This window comes from Streptomyces sp. cg40, assembly GCF_050320165.1.
Lineage (GTDB): Bacteria > Actinomycetota > Actinomycetes > Streptomycetales > Streptomycetaceae > Streptomyces > Streptomyces hokutonensis.
This window is the reverse complement of record NZ_CP190128.1, coordinates 6,782,339-6,803,919: the sequence shown is the minus strand read 5'-3', so window position 1 is coordinate 6,803,919 and position 21,581 is coordinate 6,782,339. Positions and strand designations below refer to the sequence as shown.

At 71.7% G+C, this 21,581-nt stretch carries 16 protein-coding genes; 9 read left to right on the top strand and 7 right to left on the bottom strand.

Translation table 11 applies throughout. From position 1 onward, the window contains the following. Positions 1–9: 9 nt before the first annotated feature. Genes ACQHII_RS30610 through ACQHII_RS30600 form a run of 3 tightly spaced genes read left to right on the top strand, consistent with a single transcriptional unit; the run spans position 10 to position 2,374 of the window. Positions 10–1,014, top strand: a complete 1,005-nt coding sequence (locus tag ACQHII_RS30610; RefSeq protein WP_427922302.1) for an alpha/beta fold hydrolase — start codon at positions 10–12, stop codon at positions 1,012–1,014. 14 nt (positions 1,015–1,028) lie between these two features. Beyond that, a complete protein-coding gene (locus ACQHII_RS30605; protein ID WP_427922301.1) occupies positions 1,029–1,508 on the top strand; it encodes a cupin domain-containing protein in 480 nt (159 codons plus the stop codon). Between the two features lie 32 nt (positions 1,509–1,540). Further along, complete coding sequence (locus ACQHII_RS30600) at positions 1,541–2,374, top strand: alpha/beta fold hydrolase (RefSeq protein WP_427922300.1); 834 nt, start codon at positions 1,541–1,543, stop codon at positions 2,372–2,374. Between the two features lie 19 nt (positions 2,375–2,393). Here ACQHII_RS30600 and ACQHII_RS30595 read toward each other — a convergent pair whose 3' ends face one another. The 5 genes from ACQHII_RS30595 to ACQHII_RS30575 form a co-directional block, all read right to left on the bottom strand. Further along, a complete protein-coding gene (locus ACQHII_RS30595) occupies positions 2,394–5,177 on the bottom strand; it encodes an AAA family ATPase (RefSeq protein WP_427922299.1) in 2,784 nt (927 codons plus the stop codon). A gap of 94 nt (positions 5,178–5,271) precedes the next feature. Continuing rightward, positions 5,272–7,986, bottom strand: coding sequence for an AAA family ATPase (locus ACQHII_RS30590; protein ID WP_427922298.1), 2,715 nt, complete (start codon positions 7,984–7,986; stop codon positions 5,272–5,274). Between the two features lie 139 nt (positions 7,987–8,125). After that, positions 8,126–8,899, bottom strand: coding sequence for a serine/threonine protein kinase (locus ACQHII_RS30585; protein WP_427922297.1), 774 nt, complete (start codon positions 8,897–8,899; stop codon positions 8,126–8,128). A 67-nt stretch (positions 8,900–8,966) separates the two neighbouring features. Further along, positions 8,967–9,287: a hypothetical protein gene (locus ACQHII_RS30580; RefSeq protein WP_427922296.1), complete on the bottom strand. Its 321-nt coding sequence runs from the start codon at positions 9,285–9,287 to the stop codon at positions 8,967–8,969. Positions 9,288–9,414: 127 nt separating this feature from the next. Next, positions 9,415–10,470, bottom strand: coding sequence for a LacI family DNA-binding transcriptional regulator (locus ACQHII_RS30575; protein ID WP_427922295.1), 1,056 nt, complete (start codon positions 10,468–10,470; stop codon positions 9,415–9,417). A 329-nt stretch (positions 10,471–10,799) separates the two neighbouring features. Here ACQHII_RS30575 and ACQHII_RS30570 point away from each other — a divergent pair, with 329 nt between their 5' ends. The 6 genes from ACQHII_RS30570 to ACQHII_RS30545 all read left to right on the top strand — a co-directional run bounded on the left by ACQHII_RS30570 (position 10,800) and on the right by ACQHII_RS30545 (position 18,271). After that, a complete protein-coding gene (locus ACQHII_RS30570; protein WP_427922294.1) occupies positions 10,800–12,119 on the top strand; it encodes an ABC transporter substrate-binding protein in 1,320 nt (439 codons plus the stop codon). Further along, positions 12,116–13,144 carry a carbohydrate ABC transporter permease gene (locus ACQHII_RS30565; RefSeq protein WP_427922293.1) on the top strand — a complete coding sequence of 343 codons (1,029 nt, stop codon included), beginning with the start codon at positions 12,116–12,118 and terminating at the stop codon, positions 13,142–13,144. The genes ACQHII_RS30570 and ACQHII_RS30565 overlap by 4 nt, the downstream gene beginning before the upstream one ends. Beyond that, on the top strand, positions 13,141–14,046 hold the full coding sequence (locus ACQHII_RS30560) for a carbohydrate ABC transporter permease (protein WP_427922292.1): 906 nt from the start codon (positions 13,141–13,143) through the stop codon (positions 14,044–14,046). Before ACQHII_RS30565 ends, ACQHII_RS30560 begins: the two co-directional genes overlap by 4 nt. A gap of 105 nt (positions 14,047–14,151) precedes the next feature. Then, the gene (locus tag ACQHII_RS30555; protein WP_427922291.1) at positions 14,152–15,579 is read left to right on the top strand and encodes a GH1 family beta-glucosidase; all 1,428 of its coding nucleotides are present in this window, start codon (positions 14,152–14,154) and stop codon (positions 15,577–15,579) included. A gap of 350 nt (positions 15,580–15,929) precedes the next feature. Next, a complete protein-coding gene (locus ACQHII_RS30550) occupies positions 15,930–17,468 on the top strand; it encodes an HAL/PAL/TAL family ammonia-lyase (protein ID WP_427925440.1) in 1,539 nt (512 codons plus the stop codon). Positions 17,469–17,590: 122 nt separating this feature from the next. Continuing rightward, positions 17,591–18,271, top strand: coding sequence for a hypothetical protein (locus ACQHII_RS30545; RefSeq protein WP_427922290.1), 681 nt, complete (start codon positions 17,591–17,593; stop codon positions 18,269–18,271). Between the two features lies 1 nt (position 18,272). On the opposite strand, the gene ACQHII_RS30540 is transcribed toward ACQHII_RS30545, so the two are convergent. Together ACQHII_RS30540 and ACQHII_RS30535 are read right to left on the bottom strand one after the other, a co-directional pair. Next, positions 18,273–20,267: a beta-galactosidase gene (locus ACQHII_RS30540; protein ID WP_427922289.1), complete on the bottom strand. Its 1,995-nt coding sequence runs from the start codon at positions 20,265–20,267 to the stop codon at positions 18,273–18,275. Then, positions 20,267–21,580 carry a glycoside hydrolase family 36 protein gene (locus tag ACQHII_RS30535; protein ID WP_427922288.1) on the bottom strand — a complete coding sequence of 438 codons (1,314 nt, stop codon included), beginning with the start codon at positions 21,578–21,580 and terminating at the stop codon, positions 20,267–20,269. The genes ACQHII_RS30540 and ACQHII_RS30535 overlap by 1 nt, the downstream gene beginning before the upstream one ends. Position 21,581 lies beyond the last annotated feature (1 nt).

Sequence of the window (21,581 nt, the reverse complement as noted above, 5' to 3'; positions counted from 1 at the left end):
GAGAGACCAGTGAGATTCCGCCTGCCCGGATCCCGTCCGACCGGATCCCGCCGCCTGACGGCCGCGGTCCTCGCCCTGGCCGTCGGCCTCGGCTCGGCCACCCTCACGGCCGCGGCCTCCGACAAGCCGGCATCGCCGGCCGGCGAGCGGATACCCGCCGGCTTCGGCGAACACCGCACCCGAGTCGCCGGGACCGGCATCGACTACGTGATCGGCGGCCACGGCCCGACCCTCGTCCTGATCCACGGCTACCCCCAGACCTGGTACGAGTGGCACGCGATCATGCCCGCGCTCGCCGAGCACTACACCGTCGTCGCGCCGGACCTGCCCGGCGCCGGCCGCAGCGACGCCCCGGCGTCCGGCTACGACAAGAAGACGATGGCCGCCACGCTGCACGCGCTCCTGGTGTCGCTCGGCAAGGACCAGGACGTGAACGTCGTCGGCCACGACATCGGCACGATGGTCGCCTACGCCTACGCGGCGCAGTACCCGCACAGCGTCAGGAAGCTCGTGCTCAGCGAGGCTCCGATCCCGGACCCGGGCATCTACGAGTTCCCGGCGCTGACGGCCAAGGGACCCGGGGTGTGGAACTTCGGCTTCTTCTCCCTGCGGACCGGCCTCCCGGAGAGTCTGATCCGGGGCCGCGAGCTGACCTGGACGACCGGCTTCATGCGGGGCATCGCCGTGCACAAGGACGCCCTGACCCCGGAGGACCTGCGGGTCTTCGCCTCCTACCTGCGCGACTACGCGCACCTGGAGGCGAGCTTCGCGTGGTTCCGGACGTTCCCTCAGGACATCGCCGACAACGCGCGGTTCCGGAAGACGCCCCTGACCATGCCGGTGCTCGCGATCGGCGCCTCCGGCAGCCTCGGTCCGTCGGTCGCGGAGCAGGTGCGCCGCTACGCCACCCATGTCACCGAGGCGGTCGTCGCCGACTCCGGCCACTGGATCTACGAAGAGCACCCGAAAGAGATGACCGACCTGCTGCTGCGTTTTCTGAGCAGCCACCGATGACGCCAGGAGCGGACATGACCGATTTCTTCCCCACCTTCGGCCCGACGGCCGAGCGCGAACCCTTCTGGTTCCTCGGCGGCCAGGCCCGGATCCTGCTGCCCGGCACCGCGACCGACAACCGGCTCAGCCTGATGGAGTTCGCCGACCCGGCCGGCCACGCACCCCCGCACCACGTCCACGAGGACGAGGAGGAGGTCTGGTTCGTCCTCGACGGCGAGGTGACGTTCTTCGTCGGCGACCAGCGCCACGACCTGGTGCCCGGACAGGTCGCGTACGGGCCGCGCGGGGTTCCGCACAGCTATCTGGTGCGCTCGCCCGAGGGGGCGCGGATCGCGGTGCTGTTCAGCCCGGCCTGGATAGAGGAGTACTTCCGGGCCAACGGCACTCCGGTGGCCGAGGCCGGGGACCTGCCGCCGGAGTTCGACCTCGGCGCGGTCGTGGCCTCCGCCGAGGCCTTCCACCTGCGCGTCACCGGACCGCCGCCGTCCTTGTGAGCCCGTCCACCAGAGTCACGAAGGGAACCGACATGCCGTACATCACCGTCGGCCGGGAGAACTCCGCCGACATCGAGCTGTACTACGAGGACCACGGGAGCGGGCAGCCCGTCGTGCTGATCCACGGCTACCCGCTGGACGGCCACTCCTGGGAGAAGCAGCTCCCGGCCCTGCTCGACGCGGGCCACCGCGTCATCACCTACGACCGGCGCGGCTTCGGCCGGTCCTCGCAGCCGACCACGGGCTACGACTACGACACCTTCGCCGCCGATCTCGACGCCGTACTGACCGGGCTCGACCTCACCGGCGCGGTACTCGTCGGGTTCTCCATGGGGACCGGGGAAGTCGGCCGCTACCTGGGCAGGTACGGCTCGCAGCGGATCGCCAAGGCCGCCTTCCTCGCCTCCCTCGAACCCTTCCTGGTCAGGACCGACGACAACCCGGGCGGCGTCGACCGGTCCGTCTTCGACGGCATCCTGGAGGCGGTCACGAAGGACCGGTACGCCTACTTCACCGGCTTCTACGAGGCGTTCTACAACCTCGACGAGACGCTCGGCAGCCGGATCAGCGAGGAGGCCGTGCGGGCGAGCTGGAACGTGGCGGCGGGCGCGTCGGCGTACGCGTCGGTGGCCTGCGTGCCCACCTGGATCACCGACTTCCGCGCCGACGTCGCCAGGATCGACGTACCGACACTGATCCTGCACGGCACGGCCGACCGGATCCTGCCGGTCGACGCCACCGGGCGGCCCTTCCACGCGCTGCTGCCCTCGGCCGAGTACGTCGAGATCGAGGGCGCCCCGCACGGCCTGCTGTGGACGCACGCCGAAGAGGTCAACGCCGCGCTGCTGGCCTTCCTGGCCAAGTAGCCGCACGGGGCGGCCGGGGTCAGTCCCCCACCACCGGGCCCGGTTCGCCCGTCGCGTGGGGGATCTGCTTCCTGGAGGTGATGCCGAGCTTGCGGAACACCTTGTTCAGATGGAACTCGACGGTCGAGGCGGTGACGAACAACCGCGTCGCGATCTCCCCGTTGGTCAGCCCCGAGGCGGCCATGGAGGCCACCTGCCGTTCCCGCGGTGTGAGGTCGAACCGGGTGTCGACCGTGCGCCTGCGTGCCGTCTCCCCGGTGGCCAGCAGCTCGATCCGGGCCCGCTCCGCGTACGGCACCGCGCCGAAAGCGTCGAAGCTCTCGTAGGCGGCGCGCAACTGCTTCCTGGCATCGGAACGGCGCTTGCGGCGGCGCAGCCACTCGCCGAACAGCAGCCGGGCCCGGGCCAGTTCGAGGGCCAGCGGAGCCTGCCCCAGCAGGTCGACCGACTCCTCGTACGACTTCTCGGCCTCGTCGCCGTCCGCCGTCAGTGCCCGGCCGAGAGCCAGCGCGCCCAGGGCCCAGGGGGTACCGGCGAGCGGGGCGCGCTCCTCCAGCCGGGACAGTGCGGCGAGGGTGACGGCCCGGTCGCCGGTACGCACTCCGGCCTCGACGAGCAGCGGGAGAACGAGGTTGCCGCAGGCCGGGGGGTCGCCTTCGAAGACGGCGCGCGCGTGCCGCAGCGCCTGCCGGTAGCGGCCCTGGCCCAGCTCGAACAGGGACAGCGCGTGCTGGGCCAGCAGCTGGAGCAGGCCGTGGCCCATGCTCCGCATCTCCGCGGTCTGCCGCACCGCTTCCCGCAGTTCGGGCTCCCGGCCGGTCAGGGCGAACAGGTGGAGCCGGTTGATGTCTCCGCCGCCGCGGAAGCCGGTGTCGGCCGCGATGTCGTCGAACTCGGCGTAGCGGACCTCCGCCTCCGTGAACCGTCCGTCCCAGAGGTCGCAGCGGGCCGCGACGAGCAGCGTCATGCTCAGCGCGTACAGTGCGCCGGCGTCGCGGTCCGCCGCCGCGAGACGGTCGGTGAGTTCGCGCTCGGCCCGGATGTCCCAGAGGTCGTCGCAGGCCATGGAGAGCATCACCGCGAAAGGGCTGTTCGCGTCCCCGATCGCGGCGCCGTCCCGCAGCCGGTCCAGGGCGGTACGCAACACGGACGCGCCGTGCTCGTAGCCCTCGGCCACGCGCCGGGCCAGACCCTCCATCAGTACGTCACGGCCGTACGCGGCCGGGTCCGGGGCGTGCCGGGCGGCGACGACCGCCACCGCGACCTCGGTCAGCGACGTGCCCTGCGGACAGCCGTCGGCTACCAGCGCCGCGTGCAGCGCCTCCCGGAGCAGCTCCCAGGTCAGCCGGGGGTCCCGCGGGCCGAGCCTGGTCACGGCGTCCATCAGCATCGCCGGGACGTCGGCGACGGCGATCCGGAACATCTGCGCGGTCGCCCGCGTCCGCAGCTCGCGCGTGCGCATCACCGGGCCGCGGATGCCTGCGCCGGCCAGGTCCAGCGCGATCCGCGCCGCCGCCGCGTCGCCGGACGCCAGATGGGCCTGCGCCGCGTCGAGCAGCCGTTCGGCCCGTTTGTCCGGGTCGCCGGTGAAATCGGCGGCGCGCGACAGGAAGCGGGCCTGCTGGGAGTAGCCGCCACGGGAGCGGGCCCGTTCGGAGGCGGCCGCCAGGTCGTCGGCGACGTCGTCGTCCACGCCCTCGGCGGCCTCGGCCCGGTGCCAGGCGCGGCGGTCGGCGTCCCGTACGGGGTCGCAGGCGGCGGCGAGGGCCGCGTGCGCCCGGCGGCGCTCGCCGGGTTCGGCCGCTGCGTAGACCGTCGAGCGGATCAGGGGGTGCCGGAAGACCGTGGGCGTGTCCCGGCCCAGGACTCCCGCGGCGACCGCCGGCTGGACGGCCCGGGCGGAGAGTCCGAGCCGTCCGGCCGCTCGCCACATCAGTCCCGTGTCGTCCGAGGGGGCAGCCGCGAGCAGCAGCAACAGGGTTCCGGTCTCGGGCGGCAGGGCTCGGACCAGATGCTGGAAGTGGCTCTCCAGGAGCCGGCCCACCGGCAGCGGGTCGGGCAGCGGGGCGATACCGGCCAGTTGCCCGGCGGTCAGGGCGTCGGTCAGCTCCAGCAGCGCGAGCGGGTTGCCGCCGGTACCGCTGACGATCCGGTCGGCCACCGCCGTGTCCACCCGCCGGGTGGAGGAGGAGATCAGGGCCCTGGCCTCCGGCTCCGGCAGACCGGTCACGGAGCGCACGCCGAGTCCGTCGAACAGGCCGTTGTCCCCGAGCCCGTCGCGGACGGCGATGATCAGGCCCAGGGAGTCGGCGTGCAGCCGGCGGGCGGCGAAGGCGAGCGCCTCGGCCGACTCCCGGTCCAGCCACTGCGCGTCGTCCAGCAGGAACAGCAGCGGCTGGTCGGCGGCGGCCTCGGACAGCAGGGTCAGCGTCGCGAGGCCGACCAGATAGCGGTCGGCGGGCGGCCCCGGCACCAGGCCCAGGGCCGCGTCGAGCGCGGTCCGCTGGGGCCCGGGCAGTCGGTCCGTCCGGTTCAGGAAGGGCCGTAGCAAGCGGTGCAGCGCGCCGAAGCCCAGACCGCTCTCGGGCTCGGCCGCGGTCAGGCGGACCACGCGGAGTTCGGCGGCCCGCGTCGCGGCGTACTCCAGGAGCCGGGTCTTGCCGATTCCGGGTTCGCCGGTGAGGACCAGGACTCCGCCGAGGCCGTCGCGCACCGCGTCGAGCAGCCGCCCGACGGCTTCGCGTTCGGCGTGGCGTCCGATCATCCGCGGCCCGGACGCGGGCCGACCGCCGTTCCACACCATGGGACCGCTCCCCCGCTCGTCGATGCCCTGACACGGGGAACGCTAGGAACGCCGGGCCGGCGGAAGCGAGCGTCATGTGACGGTGGTGTGCCGGTCAGCGCAGTGCGCTGACCACCGTCCGCAGCTCGGCACGCGAGGCCACGCCCAGCTTGGGGAAGATCCGGTGGAGGTGCGAGCTGACCGTACGGTGCGACAGATAGAGCCGCTGGCCTATCTCGCGGTTGGTCAGCCCGTCGGCGGCGAGCCGGACGATCTGCAGCTCGTGGGCGGTCAGCTGGTCCCGGGCGTCCGGGGTCCGGCGGCGGCTGGTCTCGCCCGCGGCGCGCAGTTCCCGGCGGGCCCGCTCCCCCCAGGGGATCACGCCGAGCGCGTCGAACATGTCGCGGGCGGCGCGGAGGTGGTCGCGGGACTCGACACTGCGCCGCCTGCGCCGCAGCCATTCGCCGTAGGCCAGATGCGTACGGGCCCTGATCAGCGGCCAGGCTCCGAGGTCGGCGCGCAGCGCGTCCGCGAAGAGCGGGTCGGCGTCCTCGTCGGTGGCCAACAGCGCCCGGACCAGCCGCAGTTCGGCGTGCAGCACCGGTGCGGAGGTCACCGTGGCGATCTCCTCCAGCTCCGCCACGACCGGGAGCACCGGCTCAAGCCGCCCGCAGTGCGTCGCCGCGTCGACCAGGTCGACCGCGGTCGTCAGCCGCAGGGCGACCTGGAACGCGGGATCCGCCGGATCGTGCAGCCGGCGGAAGTGCCCGAAGGCCTCCTCGAACCGCCCCGCGCCCAGCGCGGCCAGCCCGCGGGCCGCCGACGCGGTGGCCAGCACCGGGCGTGCCCCGGCGGGCAGTCCGATCTCCTCCGCCTCCTCGGCCAGCGCCAGGGCGGAATCCACCTCCCCGCGCAGCGCGGCCAGCTTGGCGGCGGTGGCGGTCATCAGCGCGTACATCATCGTCTGGCTGGTTTCGCGCGCCAGCCTTCGCGACTCCTCGGTCGTGGCGATCGCCGCGCCGAGATCGCCGACCACGAGCGCGCTCCACGCGTCCGCGCCGACCGTGCGGGCCAGCAGTCCCAGGCGTCCCTGGGCCCGCAGCGGCTCGGCGCCGGCCGCCGAGAACGCCCGCGCCAGGTCGAAGCCGCCGACGAGGAGGGACGCGGTGCTGAGCATGCGGTAGGCGCGGCCGTCGTCGCCCTCCTTCAGGGCGACGCGCCGGGCCCGCTCCAGGACGAAGGTGCCGCGGTCGACCGGCGCGGCGTAGGCGCAGATGGCCAGCCGCCAGGGATCGAGTTCGTCGAGCTCCAGCCGCTCGACGGCCGCGAGCACCGTACGGCGGCCCTCCGGGCCCGGGTCGGACCAGAAGCACAGCTGTGCGGCGCTCCACAGGATCCGCAGCGCCAGCGCGCGGTCCTCCGCGGCCATCTCCTCGGCGAGGGCGGTCAGGGAGTTGGCCCCCGACGCGTGGCTGTGCAGTCCCTCGTCGAAGCTGCCGCGCAGCCAGACGACCGTGGCGTGCTGACGCCGTGACAGCGGGGCGGTGAGTACCTGGTCCAGCAGCCGGGTCACGGTCTCGGGCCGGCCGAGCTCTACGGCGAAGTCGGCGGCGCGCAGCAGCCGTTCCACCCGGCGGTCGGCGTCCTCGCTGAGCGCGGCGGCCTGTTCGAGAACCGTGACGGCCGCCGCGATGCCGCCGCGGCGGGCGGCCCGGTGCGCGGCGTCCTCCAGCGCGGCGGCGACCGTCTCCGCCGGTTCGTCGGCCGCGGCGGCCCGGTGCCGCAGCTGCCGGTCGGGGTGTTCCCACAGCACGGCGGCGAGCGCCGCGTGGGCGGCGTGGCGGGCGCCGGTGGGCATGGTCTGGTCGATCGCCGACCGCATCAGCGGATGCCCGAACCGCAGTTCGCCGCCGACGACGTGGACGAGGCCGGCGCGCACGGCCGGGTCGAGTTCTGGGGCTCCGGCCGTGGCGCCGGTGAACAGCCGGGTCGCGCGGTAGATCTCGGCGAGCGAGGGGCTGTCGTCGAGGGCCGCGATCCGCAGCAGGCTCCGGGTGATGTCGGGCAGGGTCTCCAGGCGGTCGGTGAAGGCCTGTTCGAGCCGCTCGGTGAGCGGCAGTCGGGACATGTACGGATCGGCCGACGCCCCGAGGGAACGGGAGAGCTCGGTCAGGGCCAGGGGGTTGCCGGCGGCCTCGGCCAGCAGCCGGCGGTGCGCGGTCGGCCGCAGGTCAGGGGCCTGGTCCGCGAGGATCTCCGCGGCCTGGCCGTCCGTGAGCGGGCCCAGGGTCACGGCGGTGAGTTCGTCGGAGTTCAGGCGCGAGCGGTAGCCGTCGCGGGCAGCCCCCACGACGACCACCGGCTCGGTGCCGATCCTGCGTGCCACGAAGGCCAGGACGCTGGCGGTGGCGTCGTCGAGCCACTGGACGTCGTCGACCAGGACCAGTACGGGCGCGACCGCGGCCGCGTCGGCCAGCAGGTTGAGGACCGCCAGACCGACCAGGAAGACGTCGGGGACACCGGCTCCGGCGAGTCCGAGAGCGGTGTCCAGGGCCTGCCGGTGCGGGGTGGCCAGTTCGGCGGCTCCCGCGGCCAGGGGGCGCAGGACGAGTTGCAGACCGGCGTAGGGGATGTCGCTCTCGGCCTCCACACCGCTGGTGCGCAGGACCCGGTGTCCGAGCCCCTCGGCTAGGGCCGCGGTCTCGGCGAGCAACGCCGTCTTCCCGATGCCGGGGGCCCCGCGGACGAGCACCGCGCTCCCGTGGGTGTGCGGCTCGGCCAGCAGCCGGCGCAACAGATCCAGCTGATCGTCCCGACCGATGAGCTCCACGTTCCCCCCATCAGCCGGGTCTCCGGACTCGGGCTGCCTGAAAGGTCAGGGTACTGTGCCACGACCGACGGCCCGTAGCGGAAGACCGGGGCGCGACGGACTCCCGCCCCGGCCCCGGGACCGGGCCCGGTCCGCGGGATCACGTGGCAGCACGCCACGCCTCCGTGAACTCCCGTACCCCCGCGAACCGTTCGGCGGGATCGGGGCGCGTCGCCCTTTCCAGTACGGCGAGTTGGCTCTCCGTACCGCGCCAGGCACGCCGCTCGCCGCCGTCGAGGAGGACATGGGCGCTGCGGCCGAGGGCGTAGACGGTCGTACGGATGTCGATGACGGAACCGCGGTACCACTCCTCGGGGGCCATGAAGCGGGCCGAGCCCGGGAGGCGGTCCTCGGCGAGGACGAAGGGGCCGGGGCGGTACTCGTCAAGGTCGACGAGGTGGAGCGCGTCGCCGTAGAAGTCGTGGAGGAACGCGCCGTCGTAGAGATCCACCGCCACCATGCCCGCCGCCTCCACCGCGAGATGCGCGTCCAGGACCCGGTCGACCGCGCGCAGGACGGAGGCGAGGGGCAGCGCGCGGAAGCGGGCGCGGGCGGGGCCGTAGAGGGACTCGCCGTGGCGCCAGGGCATGACCGTCGCCGTACGGCCGTCCGCCACCGCGATCCGGTGCAGCTGCGGGACGATCGCCGGGTGCCGTACGGCCTGGTGGAAGGCCCAGGCCCGGTCAAGTGAGGCCTGGGCGGGGGCAGTTGCCGCCTCTTTGACGAACCAGCGCTCACCGTCCGGGAGTTGGACGCCGTAGGAGACGCACCCGGAGTCCTGTTCGCGAAAGGAGCGGAAGATCTCGCCCACCGTGCGGAGGTACGGCTCGACGGCGGGGATCTCGTCGACCGCCAGGAGCGCATGGGGAGTCATGGGCACCAGCTTCTCGGACATGGAGCTCGCCGAGGTGGCTCTTTGCGACGGACACGACGGACAGTGCCTAGCCGTTCTCCCGGCCCGGCAGGAGCGCGCCCTCGAGGAAGGCGTGATAGGTCTCGGCTGCTTCCGGCTCGATCTCGGGGCCGGCGGGGCCGTAGCGGGTGTCGGTGCGGTCGCGCTTGGGCCCGGAGACCCAGAACTCCTCGCCGGTCTCCACGTCGTAGAAGTTCGCGTCGGACATCCCCCCTGCCCGGCGCAGTGTCCTCCCGTGGAAGTACGCGGTGCTCCAGGTCTTCGAGAAGTCCACCCAACCGATCCACGAGGGTCCGCGGTCGGTGGCGTGACCGGTCTTCAACTGCACGAACATGAGACGTCGGGGCATGCGCCCAGAGTCCTGCACGGGCCGCACCCGTGACCAGCCGATTTTGTGGGCATCCACGATGGCCTGCACAAGCGCGCTCGCGAAAAACCCGAGGCCCGCGCGGCAGCGGACTCGTGACGCCCGCCCCTCAGGACGACGCGCGCGTCACCAACTCCGTTGCCAGTACCGCCTGTCGGCGTTCCAGGCCCCGGGACGTGGCCGGGCGCCGGTCCGCGATCTCGGCGAGGAGGAGGTCTATCATCGCGCGGCCCATCTCCTCGATGGGCTGGCGGACGCTGGTGAGGGGCGGGTCCATGTGGCGGGCGATGGCGGAGTCGTCGTAGCCGACGAGGGCGACGTCGTCGGGGATGACGCGGCCGTGCTCGCGGAGCACCTGGCGGGCGCCGGCCGCCATGACGTCCGAACCGGCGAAGACCGCGTCGACGTCGGGGCGGCGGGCGAGCAGTTCCTTCATCGCCCGGCGGCCGCCCTCCTCCGTGAAGTCGCCCGGCTGGATGAGGTGTTCGTCCACCTCGTGGCCCGCGTCGAGCAGCGCCTCGCGGTAGCCGTCGACGCGGCGCTGGGCGCCGTAGACGTCGAGGCGGCCGGTGATGTGGGCGATGCGGGTGCGGCCGCGGGTGAGGAGGTGTTCCACCGCCGAGCGGGCTCCGCCGTAGTTGTCGGAGTCGACGGAGGTCAGGGTTTCCGCCGCCGACCTCGGGCCGCTGATCACCGCCGGGATTTCCAGTTGCGCCAGCAGGTCCGGTAGCGGGTCGTCCGCGTGGACGGAGACGAGGAGGACGCCGTCCACGCGGTGTGCGGCCAAGTACTGGGCCAGGCGCTGCCGTTCGCGGTCGCTGCCCGCGAAGATCAGGAGCAACTGCATCTCGGTTTCCGAGAGTTCGGCTCCTACGCCCTTGAGCATGTCCGAGAAGTACGGCTCCGCGAAGAAGCGGGTCTCCGGCTCGGGGACGACGAGGGCGATGGCGTCGGTGCGGTTCGCGGCGAGGGCGCGGGCGGCCGTGTTGGGGACGTAGCCGAGTTCCGCCACGGCCGCTTCCACCGCCGCGCGGGTCGCGTCGCTGACTCTTGGCGAACCGTTGATCACCCGGGAGACCGTGCCGCGGCCCACTCCGGCGCGCGCCGCGACCTCCTCCAAGGTCGGCCGGCCGCCGCTCCGGCCCCGCGCTCCGTGGCTTGCCATTGGCTCCGCCTCCTGTAGACCACCCGTTGGCCTGGAATGTAACAGTCCTGATCAGGGAAGAGGGGCGCGCCAAGCCCCGCCTCCGACCGATTCCGTACCTCCCCCGGGGTTAGCTAACAGCCCGATAACTGAACGCATCTCTCCGCGTCCGGTCCCTTGACACCCCCGCGCGAACCGACGACTCTTCAACACATCACCGGTGGGAGCGCTCCCACGGTACCTGACACATACACATCCCGCACGTTCCCCGCCCGAGCCGCAGCGTGAACTAACGGGCCCAACAATGCAGTTGGCCGGGGGGTCGGCACGTCAGGCAACAGGAGGACGCAATGCGCACGAGTACCCGACGGTCCCATCGGCTGATGGCCCTCGCGGCCGTCGCCGCCCTGACCACAGGGGTGCTGGCCGGCTGCTCCAGCGACTCGAACGACACCTCGTCGAATCCGAGCGACAGCGGCAAGGGCAAGACCACGCTGACCGTCGGTACCTTCGGCGTCTTCGGCTACAAGCAGGCCGGTCTGTACGACGAGTACATGAAGCTCCACCCGAACATCACCATCAAGGAGGACGTCACCACCCGTACCGACGTGTACTGGCCCAAGGTCCTCACCCGGCTCCAGGCCGGCGCGGGCACCGACGACATCCAGGCCATCGAGGTCGGCAACATCACCGAGGCCGTCCAGACGCAGGCCGACAAGTTCGTCGACCTCGGCAAGGACGTCGACAAGTCGCAGTGGCTGCCCTGGAAGAACGCCCAGGCCACCACCAAGGACGGCAAGCAGATCGGCCTCGGCACCGACACCGGCCCGATGGCGATCTGCTACCGCAAGGACCTCTTCGCGAAGGCCGGTCTGCCCACCGACCGCACCAAGCTCGCCGCGCTGTGGAAGGGCGACTGGTCGAAGTACGTCAATGTCGGCAAGGACTACATGAAGAAGGCGCCCAAGGGCACCAAGTTCGTGGACTCCGCGTCGTCCGTCTACAACGCGGCCATCGGCGGCGAGAGCCAGCGGTACTACGACAAGGACGGCAACGTCATCTGGGACAAGTCGACCGGTGTCAAGGCGGCCTGGAACGCGGCGATGGCGGTGGCGACCAGCAACATGTCGGCGAAGCTGAAGCAGTTCGACCCGACCTGGGACCAGGGTTTCGCCAACGCCAGCTTCGCGACGGTGGCCTGCCCCGCCTGGATGATGGGCTACATCCAGGAGAAGTCCGGCACCTCCGGCAGCGGCAAGTGGGACGTGGCGGCGGCGCCGACCGCGGCCAACTGGGGCGGTTCGTTCCTCGGTGTGCCCACGGCGTCCAAGCACCAGGCCGACGCGATAGCGCTGGCGAAGTGGCTGACCGCGCCCGAGCAGCAGGAGAAGGTCTTCGCCAAGCAGGCCAGCTTCCCGTCCACCCCGGCGGCCTACCCGAACCTGAAGCCGGCCGCGGCCACGACGGCCTACTTCTCGAACGCGCCGATCACGCAGATCTTCTCCGACTCGGCGAAGACGATCCCGGTGCAGGTCTTCGGCATCAAGGACCAGCCGATCGGTACCGCGATCACTGACGTCGGCATCCTCCAGGTGGAGCAGAAGGGCAAGACCCCGGCCCAGGGATGGAGCGCCGCCACCAAGGAGATCAAGGACGTGCTCGGGCAGTGAGCAGCTCCAAGCAGGCCCTCGCACACCCCGCGCCGGGCTCCGGCGCCGCGCCCGGCCACGAGCCGGGCGCGGCCCGCGGGGCCGGCGGTCGCGGTACGCCGCCGCCCGGCCCGAGTTCGTGGCGGAGCCGGCTGTACCGCTGGGACATGAAGGCGTCGCCGTACGCGTTCATCTCCCCCTTCTTCATCATCTTCGGGGCCTTCGGCCTCATCCCGCTGCTCTACACGGCCTGGTACTCGCTGCACAACGTGCAGTTGTCGTCGCTGGACCACAAGTCGTGGGCGGGGCTGGACAACTACCGGAACCTGTTGTCCTCGGACTTCTTCTGGAACGCCCTGAAGAACACGTTCACCATCGGTCTGATCTCCACCGTGCCGCAGCTGCTGATGGCGATCGGGATCGCGCATCTGCTCAACTACCGGCTGCGCGGCTCGACCGTGTGGCGGGTCGTGATGCTCACTCCGTACGCCACCTCGGTGGCGGCGGCGACCCTCGTCTTCACGCTGCTGTACTCGTGGGACGGCGGGATGGTCAACTGGCTGCTGCACTTCGTCGGGGTCGATCCGGTCAACTGGCGTGAATCCACGTGGGGTTCGCAGTTCGCGGTGTCGTCGATCGTGATCTGGCGCTGGACGGGCTACAACGCGCTGATCTATCTGGCGGCCATGCAGGCGATCCCGGCCGACCTGTACGAGTCGGCGGCGATCGACGGCGCCAACCGCTGGCAGCAGTTCCGCCATGTGACGATCCCGCAGCTGCGCCCCACCATCCTCTTCACGGTGGTCGTCTCCACCATCGGCGCGACCCAACTCTTCGGCGAGCCCCTGCTGTTCGGCGGGGTGAGCGGTTCGAAGGGCGGCTCCGAGCACCAGTACCAGACGCTCGGTCTGTACATGTACGACCAGGGCTGGATCATCGGCAACCTCGGCAAGGCGTCCGCGATCGCCTGGTCGATGTTCCTGATCCTGCTGATCGTCGCCGCGATCAACCTGCTGTTCACCCGACGGCTGAGGAAGTCCCAATGACCACAAGCGAATTGACACTCCCTCAGGAAAAGGTGCCCGTACCGGCGGCACGCGCCCCGCGCCGCCGGGTGATGGGCGCGGGCAAGCAGATGCACGCGGGCCCGCTGACCTACGCCGTCCTGGTGGTCTTCGCGCTGGTCTCGCTGGCCCCGCTGGTGTGGACGGCGATCGCGGCCTCGCGCACGAACACGCGGCTCGCCCAGACGCCTCCGCCGCTGTGGTTCGGCGGGAACCTGTTCAAGAACCTCCAGACGGCCTGGGACCAGGCCGGCATGGGCACCGCGATGTTCAACTCCACGGTCGTCGCGGGCACCATCACCATCGGCACGGTGCTGTTCTCGACCCTGGCGGGCTTCGCCTTCGCCAAGCTGAAGTTCAGGTTCTCCAGCACGCTGCTCCTGCTGACCATCGGCACGATGATGATCCCGCCCCAACTGGCCGTCGTACCGCTGTACTTGTGGATGGCGGACCTGCACTGGTCGAACCATCTCCAGACGGTCATCCTGCCGACGCTGGTCAGCGCCTTCGGTACGTTCTTCATGCGCCAGTACCTGGTGCAGGCGCTGCCGACGGAGCTGATCGAGGCGGCGAGGGTGGACGGCGCGAGCAGTCTGCGGGTGGTGTGGCACGTGGTCTTCCCCGCGGCCCGCCCCGCGATGGCGGTACTCGGCCTCCTCACCTTCGTGATGGCCTGGAACGACTTCCTCTGGCCGATCATCGCCCTCAACCAGCAGAACCCCACCGTCCAGGTCGCCCTGAACTCCCTCGGCACCGGCTACATCCCCGACCAGTCGGTGATCATGGCGGGCGCCCTGCTCGGCACGTTGCCCCTGCTGATCGCCTTCCTGCTCTTCGGCAAGCAGATCGTGGGGGGAATCATGCAGGGCGCGGTCAAGGGCTGACGCCCGCTCCGGGGCCGGGCACCACCGGCTCGGCCCCTCCCCCCTCCCCCGTCCTCCCCCTCCTCCTACTCATTGGTCTCCACGACCCCTTATGGGAGCGCTTCCATGTCTGAGCCCGTGACCCCCGTGACCTTTCCCCCCGCCTTCCTCTGGGGCGCCGCGACCTCCGCCTACCAGATCGAGGGGGCGGTGCGGGAGGACGGCCGTACGCCCTCGATCTGGGACACCTTCAGTCATACGCCGGGCCGTACGGCCGGTGGTGAGCACGGCGACATCGCTGTCGACCACTACCACCGCTACCGCGACGACGTGGCGCTGATGGCGGACCTGGGCCTGACGGCGTACCGCTTCTCGGTCTCCTGGTCACGGGTGCAGCCGACCGGCCGGGGCCCGGCGGTCCAGGTGGGCCTGGACTTCTACCGCCGCCTGGTCGACGAGCTGCTGGCGGTCGGCATCAAGCCGGCCCTCACCCTCTACCACTGGGACCTGCCGCAGGAGTTGGAGGACGCGGGCGGCTGGCCGGAGCGCGACACGGCGTACCGCTTCGCCGAGTACGCGCAGATCGTGGGCGAGGCGCTGGGCGACCGGGTGGAGCAGTGGATCACGCTCAACGAGCCGTGGTGCAGCGCGTTCCTGGGCTACGGCTCGGGGGTGCACGCGCCGGGCCGCACGGACGCGGCGGCGTCACTGAAGGCGGCCCACCACCTCAACCTGGCGCACGGGCTGGCCACTTCGGCCCTGCGCACCGCGATGCCGGCCCGCAACTCGATCGCGGTCAGCCTCAACTCGTCGGTGGTCAGGCCCGCTTCGCAGTCCCCGGCGGACCTGGCGGCGGCCCGGAAGATCGACGACCTGGCCAACGGGGTGTTCCACGGCCCGATGCTGCACGGCTCGTATCCGCAGTCGTTGTTCGACGCGACGAGGTCGATCACGGACTGGTCGTACGTCCTCGACAACGACCTGACGCTGATTCACCAGCCGCTGGACGCACTGGGGTTGAACTACTACACGCCGACGCTGGTGGAGGCGGCGGCCTCGGCCTCGGCGGGCCCGCGCGCCGACGGCCACGGCGCGAGCGCGTACTCCCCCTGGCCGGGCGCGGACGACGTGGCGTTCCTCCAGACCCCCGGCGAGCGCACGGAGATGGGCTGGACGATCGACCCGACGGGCCTGTACGACCTGATCACGCGCTACACGAGGGAGGCCCCGGGCCTCCCGCTCTACGTCACGGAGAACGGCGCGGCCTACGACGACAAGCCGGACCCGGAGGGCCGCGTCCACGACCCCGAGCGGATCGCGTACCTCCACGGCCACCTGTCGGCCGTACGGCGCGCGATCGCGGACGGCGCGGACGTGCGGGGCTACTACCTCTGGTCCCTGATGGACAACTTCGAGTGGGCGTACGGCTACGAGAAGCGGTTCGGCGCGGTGTACGTGGACTACGCGACGCTGGCCCGAACCCCGAAGTCGAGCGCGCGGTGGTACGGGGAAGCGGCACGGACGGGCGTACTGCCGACGGTGGGCGAGGCCTGACCGACGGGGGGCACCGGGGGACGGGGCGCGGCACGCCTAGGGGACGTGCCGCGCCCCGGCGGGGTTGTCCGGGCCTGCGGGGGTGGGGTTACGGCAGGCGGGGAGGCCCGGGGCCTCGTCATGGACGAGGACCCGGAAGCTGTGGGGGTTGGACCAACCTGCGTAGAGGGTTACGGGGGTTAGGTTGCCCACCAGCTTCCAGGCGGTGACGGCGTTGGTGACGGCCTCCGAGGTCAGCAGCAGGGCCGTGTCGGTGAGTCCTCGGTGAAGTCCCTCCCTCCCTTGCCAAGCTCAAAATAAAATGATTCATTCGCCAGGCAAGCGAATGGATGCATGCCAAGCGCGGGGAGATGTCCGTGTCGGTCGTGATGGTCACCTTGGGCCGGGAGCCGATCACCGTCGAACAGTTCGTCGCGGTCGCCCGCCACGGCGCCCGCGTCGAGTTCGACGCGACCTACGTCGACCGCGTCCGCAAGTCCCGCGCACTCGTCGAACGCTTCCTCGCCGAGAACCGCCTCGTCTACGGCGTCACCACCGGCTTCGGCGACAACGTCACGGAGGTCGTCGACCCGTCGGACGCCGAGCAGCTGCAACGCAACATAGTCCGCTCACACGCCGTGTCCGTAGGAGAACCCCTCCCCACCGAGATCGTCCGAGCCATCGCCCTCATGGAACTGGTCGGCCTCGGCGAGGGCTACTCCGGCATCCGCTTCGAGACCCTGGAACTGATCCGGCGCATGCTCAACGCCGGCGTCACCCCCCACGTCCCCGGCGAGGGCTCCGTCGGCTACCTCGCGCCCGAGGCCCACATGGCCCTCGTACTCCTGGGCGAGGGCCGGGCGACATACGACGGCCAACTCCTCCCCGGCGCCGAGGCGTTGGCCCGCATCGGCGAACAACCCACCCGCCTCGCCTGCAAGGAGGGCCTGTCGCTGACGAACGGCACGCACTCCGTCACCGCGACAGCCGTCCTCGCCGCCCACGACGCCGGCCTCGCGGCAACCACCGCCGACATCGCCGCGAGCCTGTCGGTACAGGCGCTGAAGGGTACGGTCCGCGCCTACGACGCCCGGCTGCAAGCCCGTAAACGGCACCCCGAGCAGGCTGCCGTGGCGGACAACCTACGGCGACTCACCGCATCCAGCGCCATCAGCACCGAGTTCCTCGACCACCGCCTCCAGGACAGCCTCTCCCTGCGGGCCGTCCCGCAGATCCACGGCGGCGCGAAGCGAGCGCTCGCGCAAGCGCGGGAGGTCATCGTCGAGGAGCTGCACTCGGTGGGCGACAACCCCGTCATCCACCCCGAGGGCGAGGACGGAGTGGCACTGAGCGGGGCCAACTGTGACAGCACCTACGTCGGCATCCAGGCCGACACCATGGTCAACGCGATGACAGTCCTGGCCAAGGTCTCCGAACGCCGCACCGACCGCATGGTCAACAGCAACTTCAGCGAGCTCCCCGCATTCCTGGCACCGAAGCCCGGCCTCAACAGCGGCTACATGATCGCCCAGTACACGGCCGCCGCCCTGACGATGGAGCTGCGGGGCATGGCAGTCCCGGCGTCCGCCGACACCATCACCACCTCCGCCAACCAGGAAGACGCCGTCAGCAACGCCTACTTGGCGGCCCTGAAGGCCTACCGCGCGGCCCACAAACTGGCCTACGTCGTCGCGATCGAGCTGATGTGCGCGACGCAGGCGCTCGACCTCCTCGCACCGCTCACACCCTCCCCCGCGGCGGAAGCCCTACGGACCCGGATCCGGGAAGCCGTACCGACCGTCACCGAGGACCGGGTCTTCCACACCGACATCGAGCACATCGCCAAACTGGTGCGGAACGGGGAGGCGTTGCGGGTGGTCGAGGCCGTGGCCGGCCCACTGCACCACTGAGGCGGCGGCCCGCCGCTCCATTCACAGCCACCCCTCAGACCCCCCGCAGCGACCTCTCAGCCCAGAGGTGTCTGATCACTCCATACGGGGTGATTCGATCCCGGCGCGGACGGGAGGACGTCATGTTTTTCATCGTGTTGGTGCTGCTGGCCCTGATCGTCGGCGGCGCGGTCGCCTACGGCAAACGGCAGGCGGGCGGCGGGAGTTCGGGGTACGGAGCCGGGAACGCGCAGCAGGTCTACGACGCCGACGCGGGCGCGGAGGCCACCCGCTGGGTGGAGCGGCTCGGCGGGAGTCTGTCCACGCTGGACGCGGGTGGGAACACCGCCGCCCGGCAGGCCCTCGCCGACGCCGCCGAGCGGCACCGTGCCGCCGAGGGGCAACTCGCCGTCGCCTACTCCCCCATGCAGTACGGGCTGGTGACACAGACCGCCATCGAGGGGCTGCACCACATCCGCACCGCCCGTGGCGCGCTGGGTCTCGACCCGGGACCCGAGTTGCCCGCGCAGGGCCCCGGCGGGCAGGTCACGGTCGCCGGGCAGACGTACACCGCGTCCGCCCGGCCCGGCGCAAACACGCCGTACTACTACCCCGGCGGGGTCGTCAACGGCCGTTCCATGGCAGGTGGTTGGTACGCGACCCCGTGGTGGAAGACCGCCCTCGTCGCAGGTGCCGCCGGAGTCGGCGGCATGCTGCTCGCGGACGCCCTCTTCGACGGCTTCCACCATCACGGGCCGGGCGGCGGGATGTTCGGCGGCGGGCCCGGTGGACCGGGTGGGTTCGGCGGGCCCGGGCCGTTCTGAGTCAGGACCTGTGCGGCTCCCGGACGACCGCGACCCCGCCCGGCGGAACACTCACCGACCCGCCCGACACCCGCTCCCCGGTGAGGAGTTCGACCGCGTCGGCCGCGACCGGGACCTCGGCTCCCTCCCCCGCGTGGTCGATGAGGAACAGATAGTCCGCGTCCGCCCCGCGCCGCAGGACGGCCTCCACGCCCTCCGGCGTCACCCGTACCGGCTCCACCCCCGCCTCCCTGCGGATGAGGTCCAGGAGGCCGGCGAGGGTCGTCGGGTCGGGGCGGGTGGCGAGGTACCAGGCCGTGCCCTCGCCGTACGCGTTCCGCGTCACCGCCGGGATGCCGGTCAGCGGGCCCTCCGCGTACGACGTGACCGCCTCGGCGCCCGCCAGGGCGACCCGCTCCGACCACAGGGACGCCGTACCGCCGCCGCTGCTCAGCGCGAGCGACTCGCCGGGCAGCAGCGGGAACAGTTCGTCCGTGCGGACGCCGAGCACCTCGCGGAACGCTCCCGGGTAACCCCCCAGCCGCACATGGCAGTTCTCGTCCACGGCCCCGCTGTGGAAGCCCACCGCGAGCGTGCCGCCGGACGACGCGAAGTCGGAGAGGTTGGCCGCGCCGGTGTCGTCGACCAGGTACAGGCTGGGGGCCAGGACCAGGCGGTACGGCGACAGGTCCGCGTCGGGGCGGACGAAGTCCACCGCGATGCCCGAGCGCCACAACGGCTCGTACCAGGAGCGGACCTGGTCCAGGTACCGGACCTCCTCGCTGGGCTGGGACGGGAGTTCCAGGGCCCAGCGGGCGTTCCAGTCCCAGACCACCGCGACCGACGCCGTGCCCGTGCTGCCTCGCACCTCCGCCAACGCCCGCAGGTCCGCGCCCAGTTGGACCACGTCCTGCCAGATCCGGCTGTCCGTGCCCGCGTGCGGCAGCATCGCCGAGTGCCACTGTTCGGCGCCCGCCTTCGCCGCCCGCCACTGGAAGTAGGCGATGCCGTCCGCGCCGTGCGCGACATGGGCGAGCGCGTTGCGCCTCAACTCACCGGGGTTCTTCGCCCTGTTGACCAGCTGCCAGTTCACCGCGCCGGTGGAGTGCTCCATCAGCAGCCACGGCCGGCCGCCCGCCAGCGAGCGGACCAGGTCGCCGCTCATCGCGATGTCGATCTCGGACTCGGGGTCCGTGGAGCGGAGGTAGTGGTCGTTCGAGACGACGTCCAACTCCGGTGCCCAGCGCCAGTAGTCCAGCGCGTCGAAGTTGAACATCACCATGAAGTTGGTGGTGGCGGGCAGCGAGGGGGCCGCCTCCCGCAGGACCTCGCGTTCCGCCTTGTACAGGGCCAGCAGCGCGTCGCTGCAGAAGCGGCGCCAGTCCAGCTGGTGGGTCGGGTTCGGGACCGCGCCCGTCGCGCGCGGAGGCAGGACCTCCGCCCAGTCGTAGTACCACTGGCTCCAGAAAGCCGTGCCCCAGGCCTCGTTGAGCGCCGCCAGGCTGTCGCCGTACTTCGCCCGCAGCCACACCCGGAACGCCTCGGCGCTCTCGTCGCAGTAGCAGGCCGGGTTGTGGCAGCCGTACTCGTTGTGGATGTGCCACATGGCGACCGCGGGGTGGCCGGCGTAGCGGCGCGCCAGTTCGCCCGCGATGCGCAGGGCGGCCGTACGGTACGCGGGGCTGGACGGGCAGAACGTCTGGCGGCTGCCGTACGACAGTCTCCGGCCGTCGCGGTCCACCGGCAGTGCCTCCGGGTGGGCGCGGAAGAACCAGGCCGGGGGTGCCGCTGTCGGGGTCGCCAGGTCGGCCTGGATGCCGTGCTGTCGGAGCAGGTCGAGGACCTTGTCCAGGAGGGTGAAGTCGTAGACGCCCTCGGCCGGTTCCAGCAGTGCCCACGAGAAGATGCCGATGCTGACCATGGTGACCCCGGCCTCCTGCATCAGGCGCATGTCCTCGGCCCAGACCTCCTCGGGCCACTGCTCGGGGTTGTAGTCGCCGCCGTATGCGATGGTCATCACGCAACTCCTGTCAGCAGGCGGCGAGTTGTGGCCACGCCCCACTGGTCGAGCGACAGCAGGCGGTCGCTCGACGCCATCAGTCCGCCGGTGGCCTCGACATGGGCCGCCCAGCGTTCGCGGGTCTCCACGGCCGGGCGGGCCAGCAGGCAGTCGGGGTCGTTGGTCCAGAGGCGGCCGTGCTGCCACTGGCGGGCGAATCCCGTGAACTCGGCGGAGTCCTGGCCGGGTTGGGAGAAGTCGTCGGCCTCGGGGCGGCGGTGCGGTGCCGTGTCGGGGCTGATCCGCATCGCGTCGAACAGGCCGAGGGAGGGGAGGATCGGCGCTCCGCAGCCCAGGAGATAGGCGTCCGGACCGATCGCCTCGCGGATCAGGGCGATCCCGGCCCGGTAGGCCTCGATGGCGTCGACGTCCTTGTGGCGTACGCCGTCCAGGGCGCCGGCGTAGAGGAAGTCGGCCTTGAAGTAGTCGTAGCCCTCGGTGCGGAGGGTGGCGTAGACCTCGGTCAGGTAGGCCGCCGCGCCGGGGTGGGTGGGGTCCAGTACGCAGAGGTCGTGGCCCCAGTTGCGGCCGGCGTGGGCGAAGCCGCCGGCCGGGTCGCGCACCAGCCACTCGGGGTGGTCGGCGGCCAGGTCGCTCGCCGGGTCGACCAGGAAGGGGGCCGTCCAGATGCCCGCCCTGCGGCCGCGCGCGCGGATCGTGTCGGCCGTGCCGGCCCGGGAACGGAAGCGACCGGAGAGGGTCAGCCAGTCGCCGAGGGCCTTCTGGTAGCCGTCGTCGATCTGGACGACGCCGATCGGGAGGTCGAGGGTGTCCATCGCGCGGAGGTTCTCGTGGATGTCCTCCTCGGTGACGGCGGTGAAGTACTCGTACCAGGAGCACCACACCGTGGGCGCGGGACGGGGGGACGGCAGGGCCAGGCTGTCGGCCCAGTCCCCCAGGACCGACTGGATGCCGGTCCCCGTCCACTCCTTCACCGGGCCGTCGGCGGCGAGCTCCGCCACCCCGTCCCGGACCGACAGCCGGATCGACGGGACCGATCCGGTGGGGTCGACCGCCGCCCACAGGCGGGCCGGTGAGCCGTCGCCGGGGTCGAGGGCGAGCAGACCCTCGCCCTGGAAGACATCGGCCGGGACGCTGGCGCCTGGGCGGTAGCAGACCGTCGCCCAGTTGGCGTTGGCCGGCCGGTGCGGGCGCGCCCCGAGGGGGTAGGCGCCGCTCGGGCTCCAGGACTGCCAGCCCTCCTCGTGGACCCGGGCGGTGCGCGGATTCACGGGGACGGAGGCGAGCGCGGTGAAGGGGTGGTCGTGCACG

What these genes read in the sequence shown, in the direction of transcription:
- ACQHII_RS30605 (WP_427922301.1), top strand. Translation starts at nt 1,029, where the DNA reads ATGACCGATTTCTTCCCCACCTTCGGCCCGACGGCCGAGCGCGAACCC.
- ACQHII_RS30600 (WP_427922300.1), top strand. Translation starts at nt 1,541, where the DNA reads ATGCCGTACATCACCGTCGGCCGGGAGAACTCCGCCGACATCGAGCTG.
- ACQHII_RS30595 (WP_427922299.1), bottom strand. Translation starts at nt 5,177, where the DNA reads ATGGTGTGGAACGGCGGTCGGCCCGCGTCCGGGCCGCGGATGATCGGA.
- ACQHII_RS30585 (WP_427922297.1), bottom strand. Translation starts at nt 8,899, where the DNA reads ATGACTCCCCATGCGCTCCTGGCGGTCGACGAGATCCCCGCCGTCGAG.
- ACQHII_RS30580 (WP_427922296.1), bottom strand. Translation starts at nt 9,287, where the DNA reads ATGCCCCGACGTCTCATGTTCGTGCAGTTGAAGACCGGTCACGCCACC.
- ACQHII_RS30575 (WP_427922295.1), bottom strand. Translation starts at nt 10,470, where the DNA reads ATGGCAAGCCACGGAGCGCGGGGCCGGAGCGGCGGCCGGCCGACCTTG.
- ACQHII_RS30570 (WP_427922294.1), top strand. Translation starts at nt 10,800, where the DNA reads ATGCGCACGAGTACCCGACGGTCCCATCGGCTGATGGCCCTCGCGGCC.
- ACQHII_RS30560 (WP_427922292.1), top strand. Translation starts at nt 13,141, where the DNA reads ATGACCACAAGCGAATTGACACTCCCTCAGGAAAAGGTGCCCGTACCG.
- ACQHII_RS30555 (WP_427922291.1), top strand. Translation starts at nt 14,152, where the DNA reads ATGTCTGAGCCCGTGACCCCCGTGACCTTTCCCCCCGCCTTCCTCTGG.
- ACQHII_RS30550 (WP_427925440.1), top strand. Translation starts at nt 15,930, where the DNA reads ATGTCCGTGTCGGTCGTGATGGTCACCTTGGGCCGGGAGCCGATCACC.
- ACQHII_RS30545 (WP_427922290.1), top strand. Translation starts at nt 17,591, where the DNA reads ATGTTTTTCATCGTGTTGGTGCTGCTGGCCCTGATCGTCGGCGGCGCG.
- ACQHII_RS30540 (WP_427922289.1), bottom strand. Translation starts at nt 20,267, where the DNA reads ATGACCATCGCATACGGCGGCGACTACAACCCCGAGCAGTGGCCCGAG.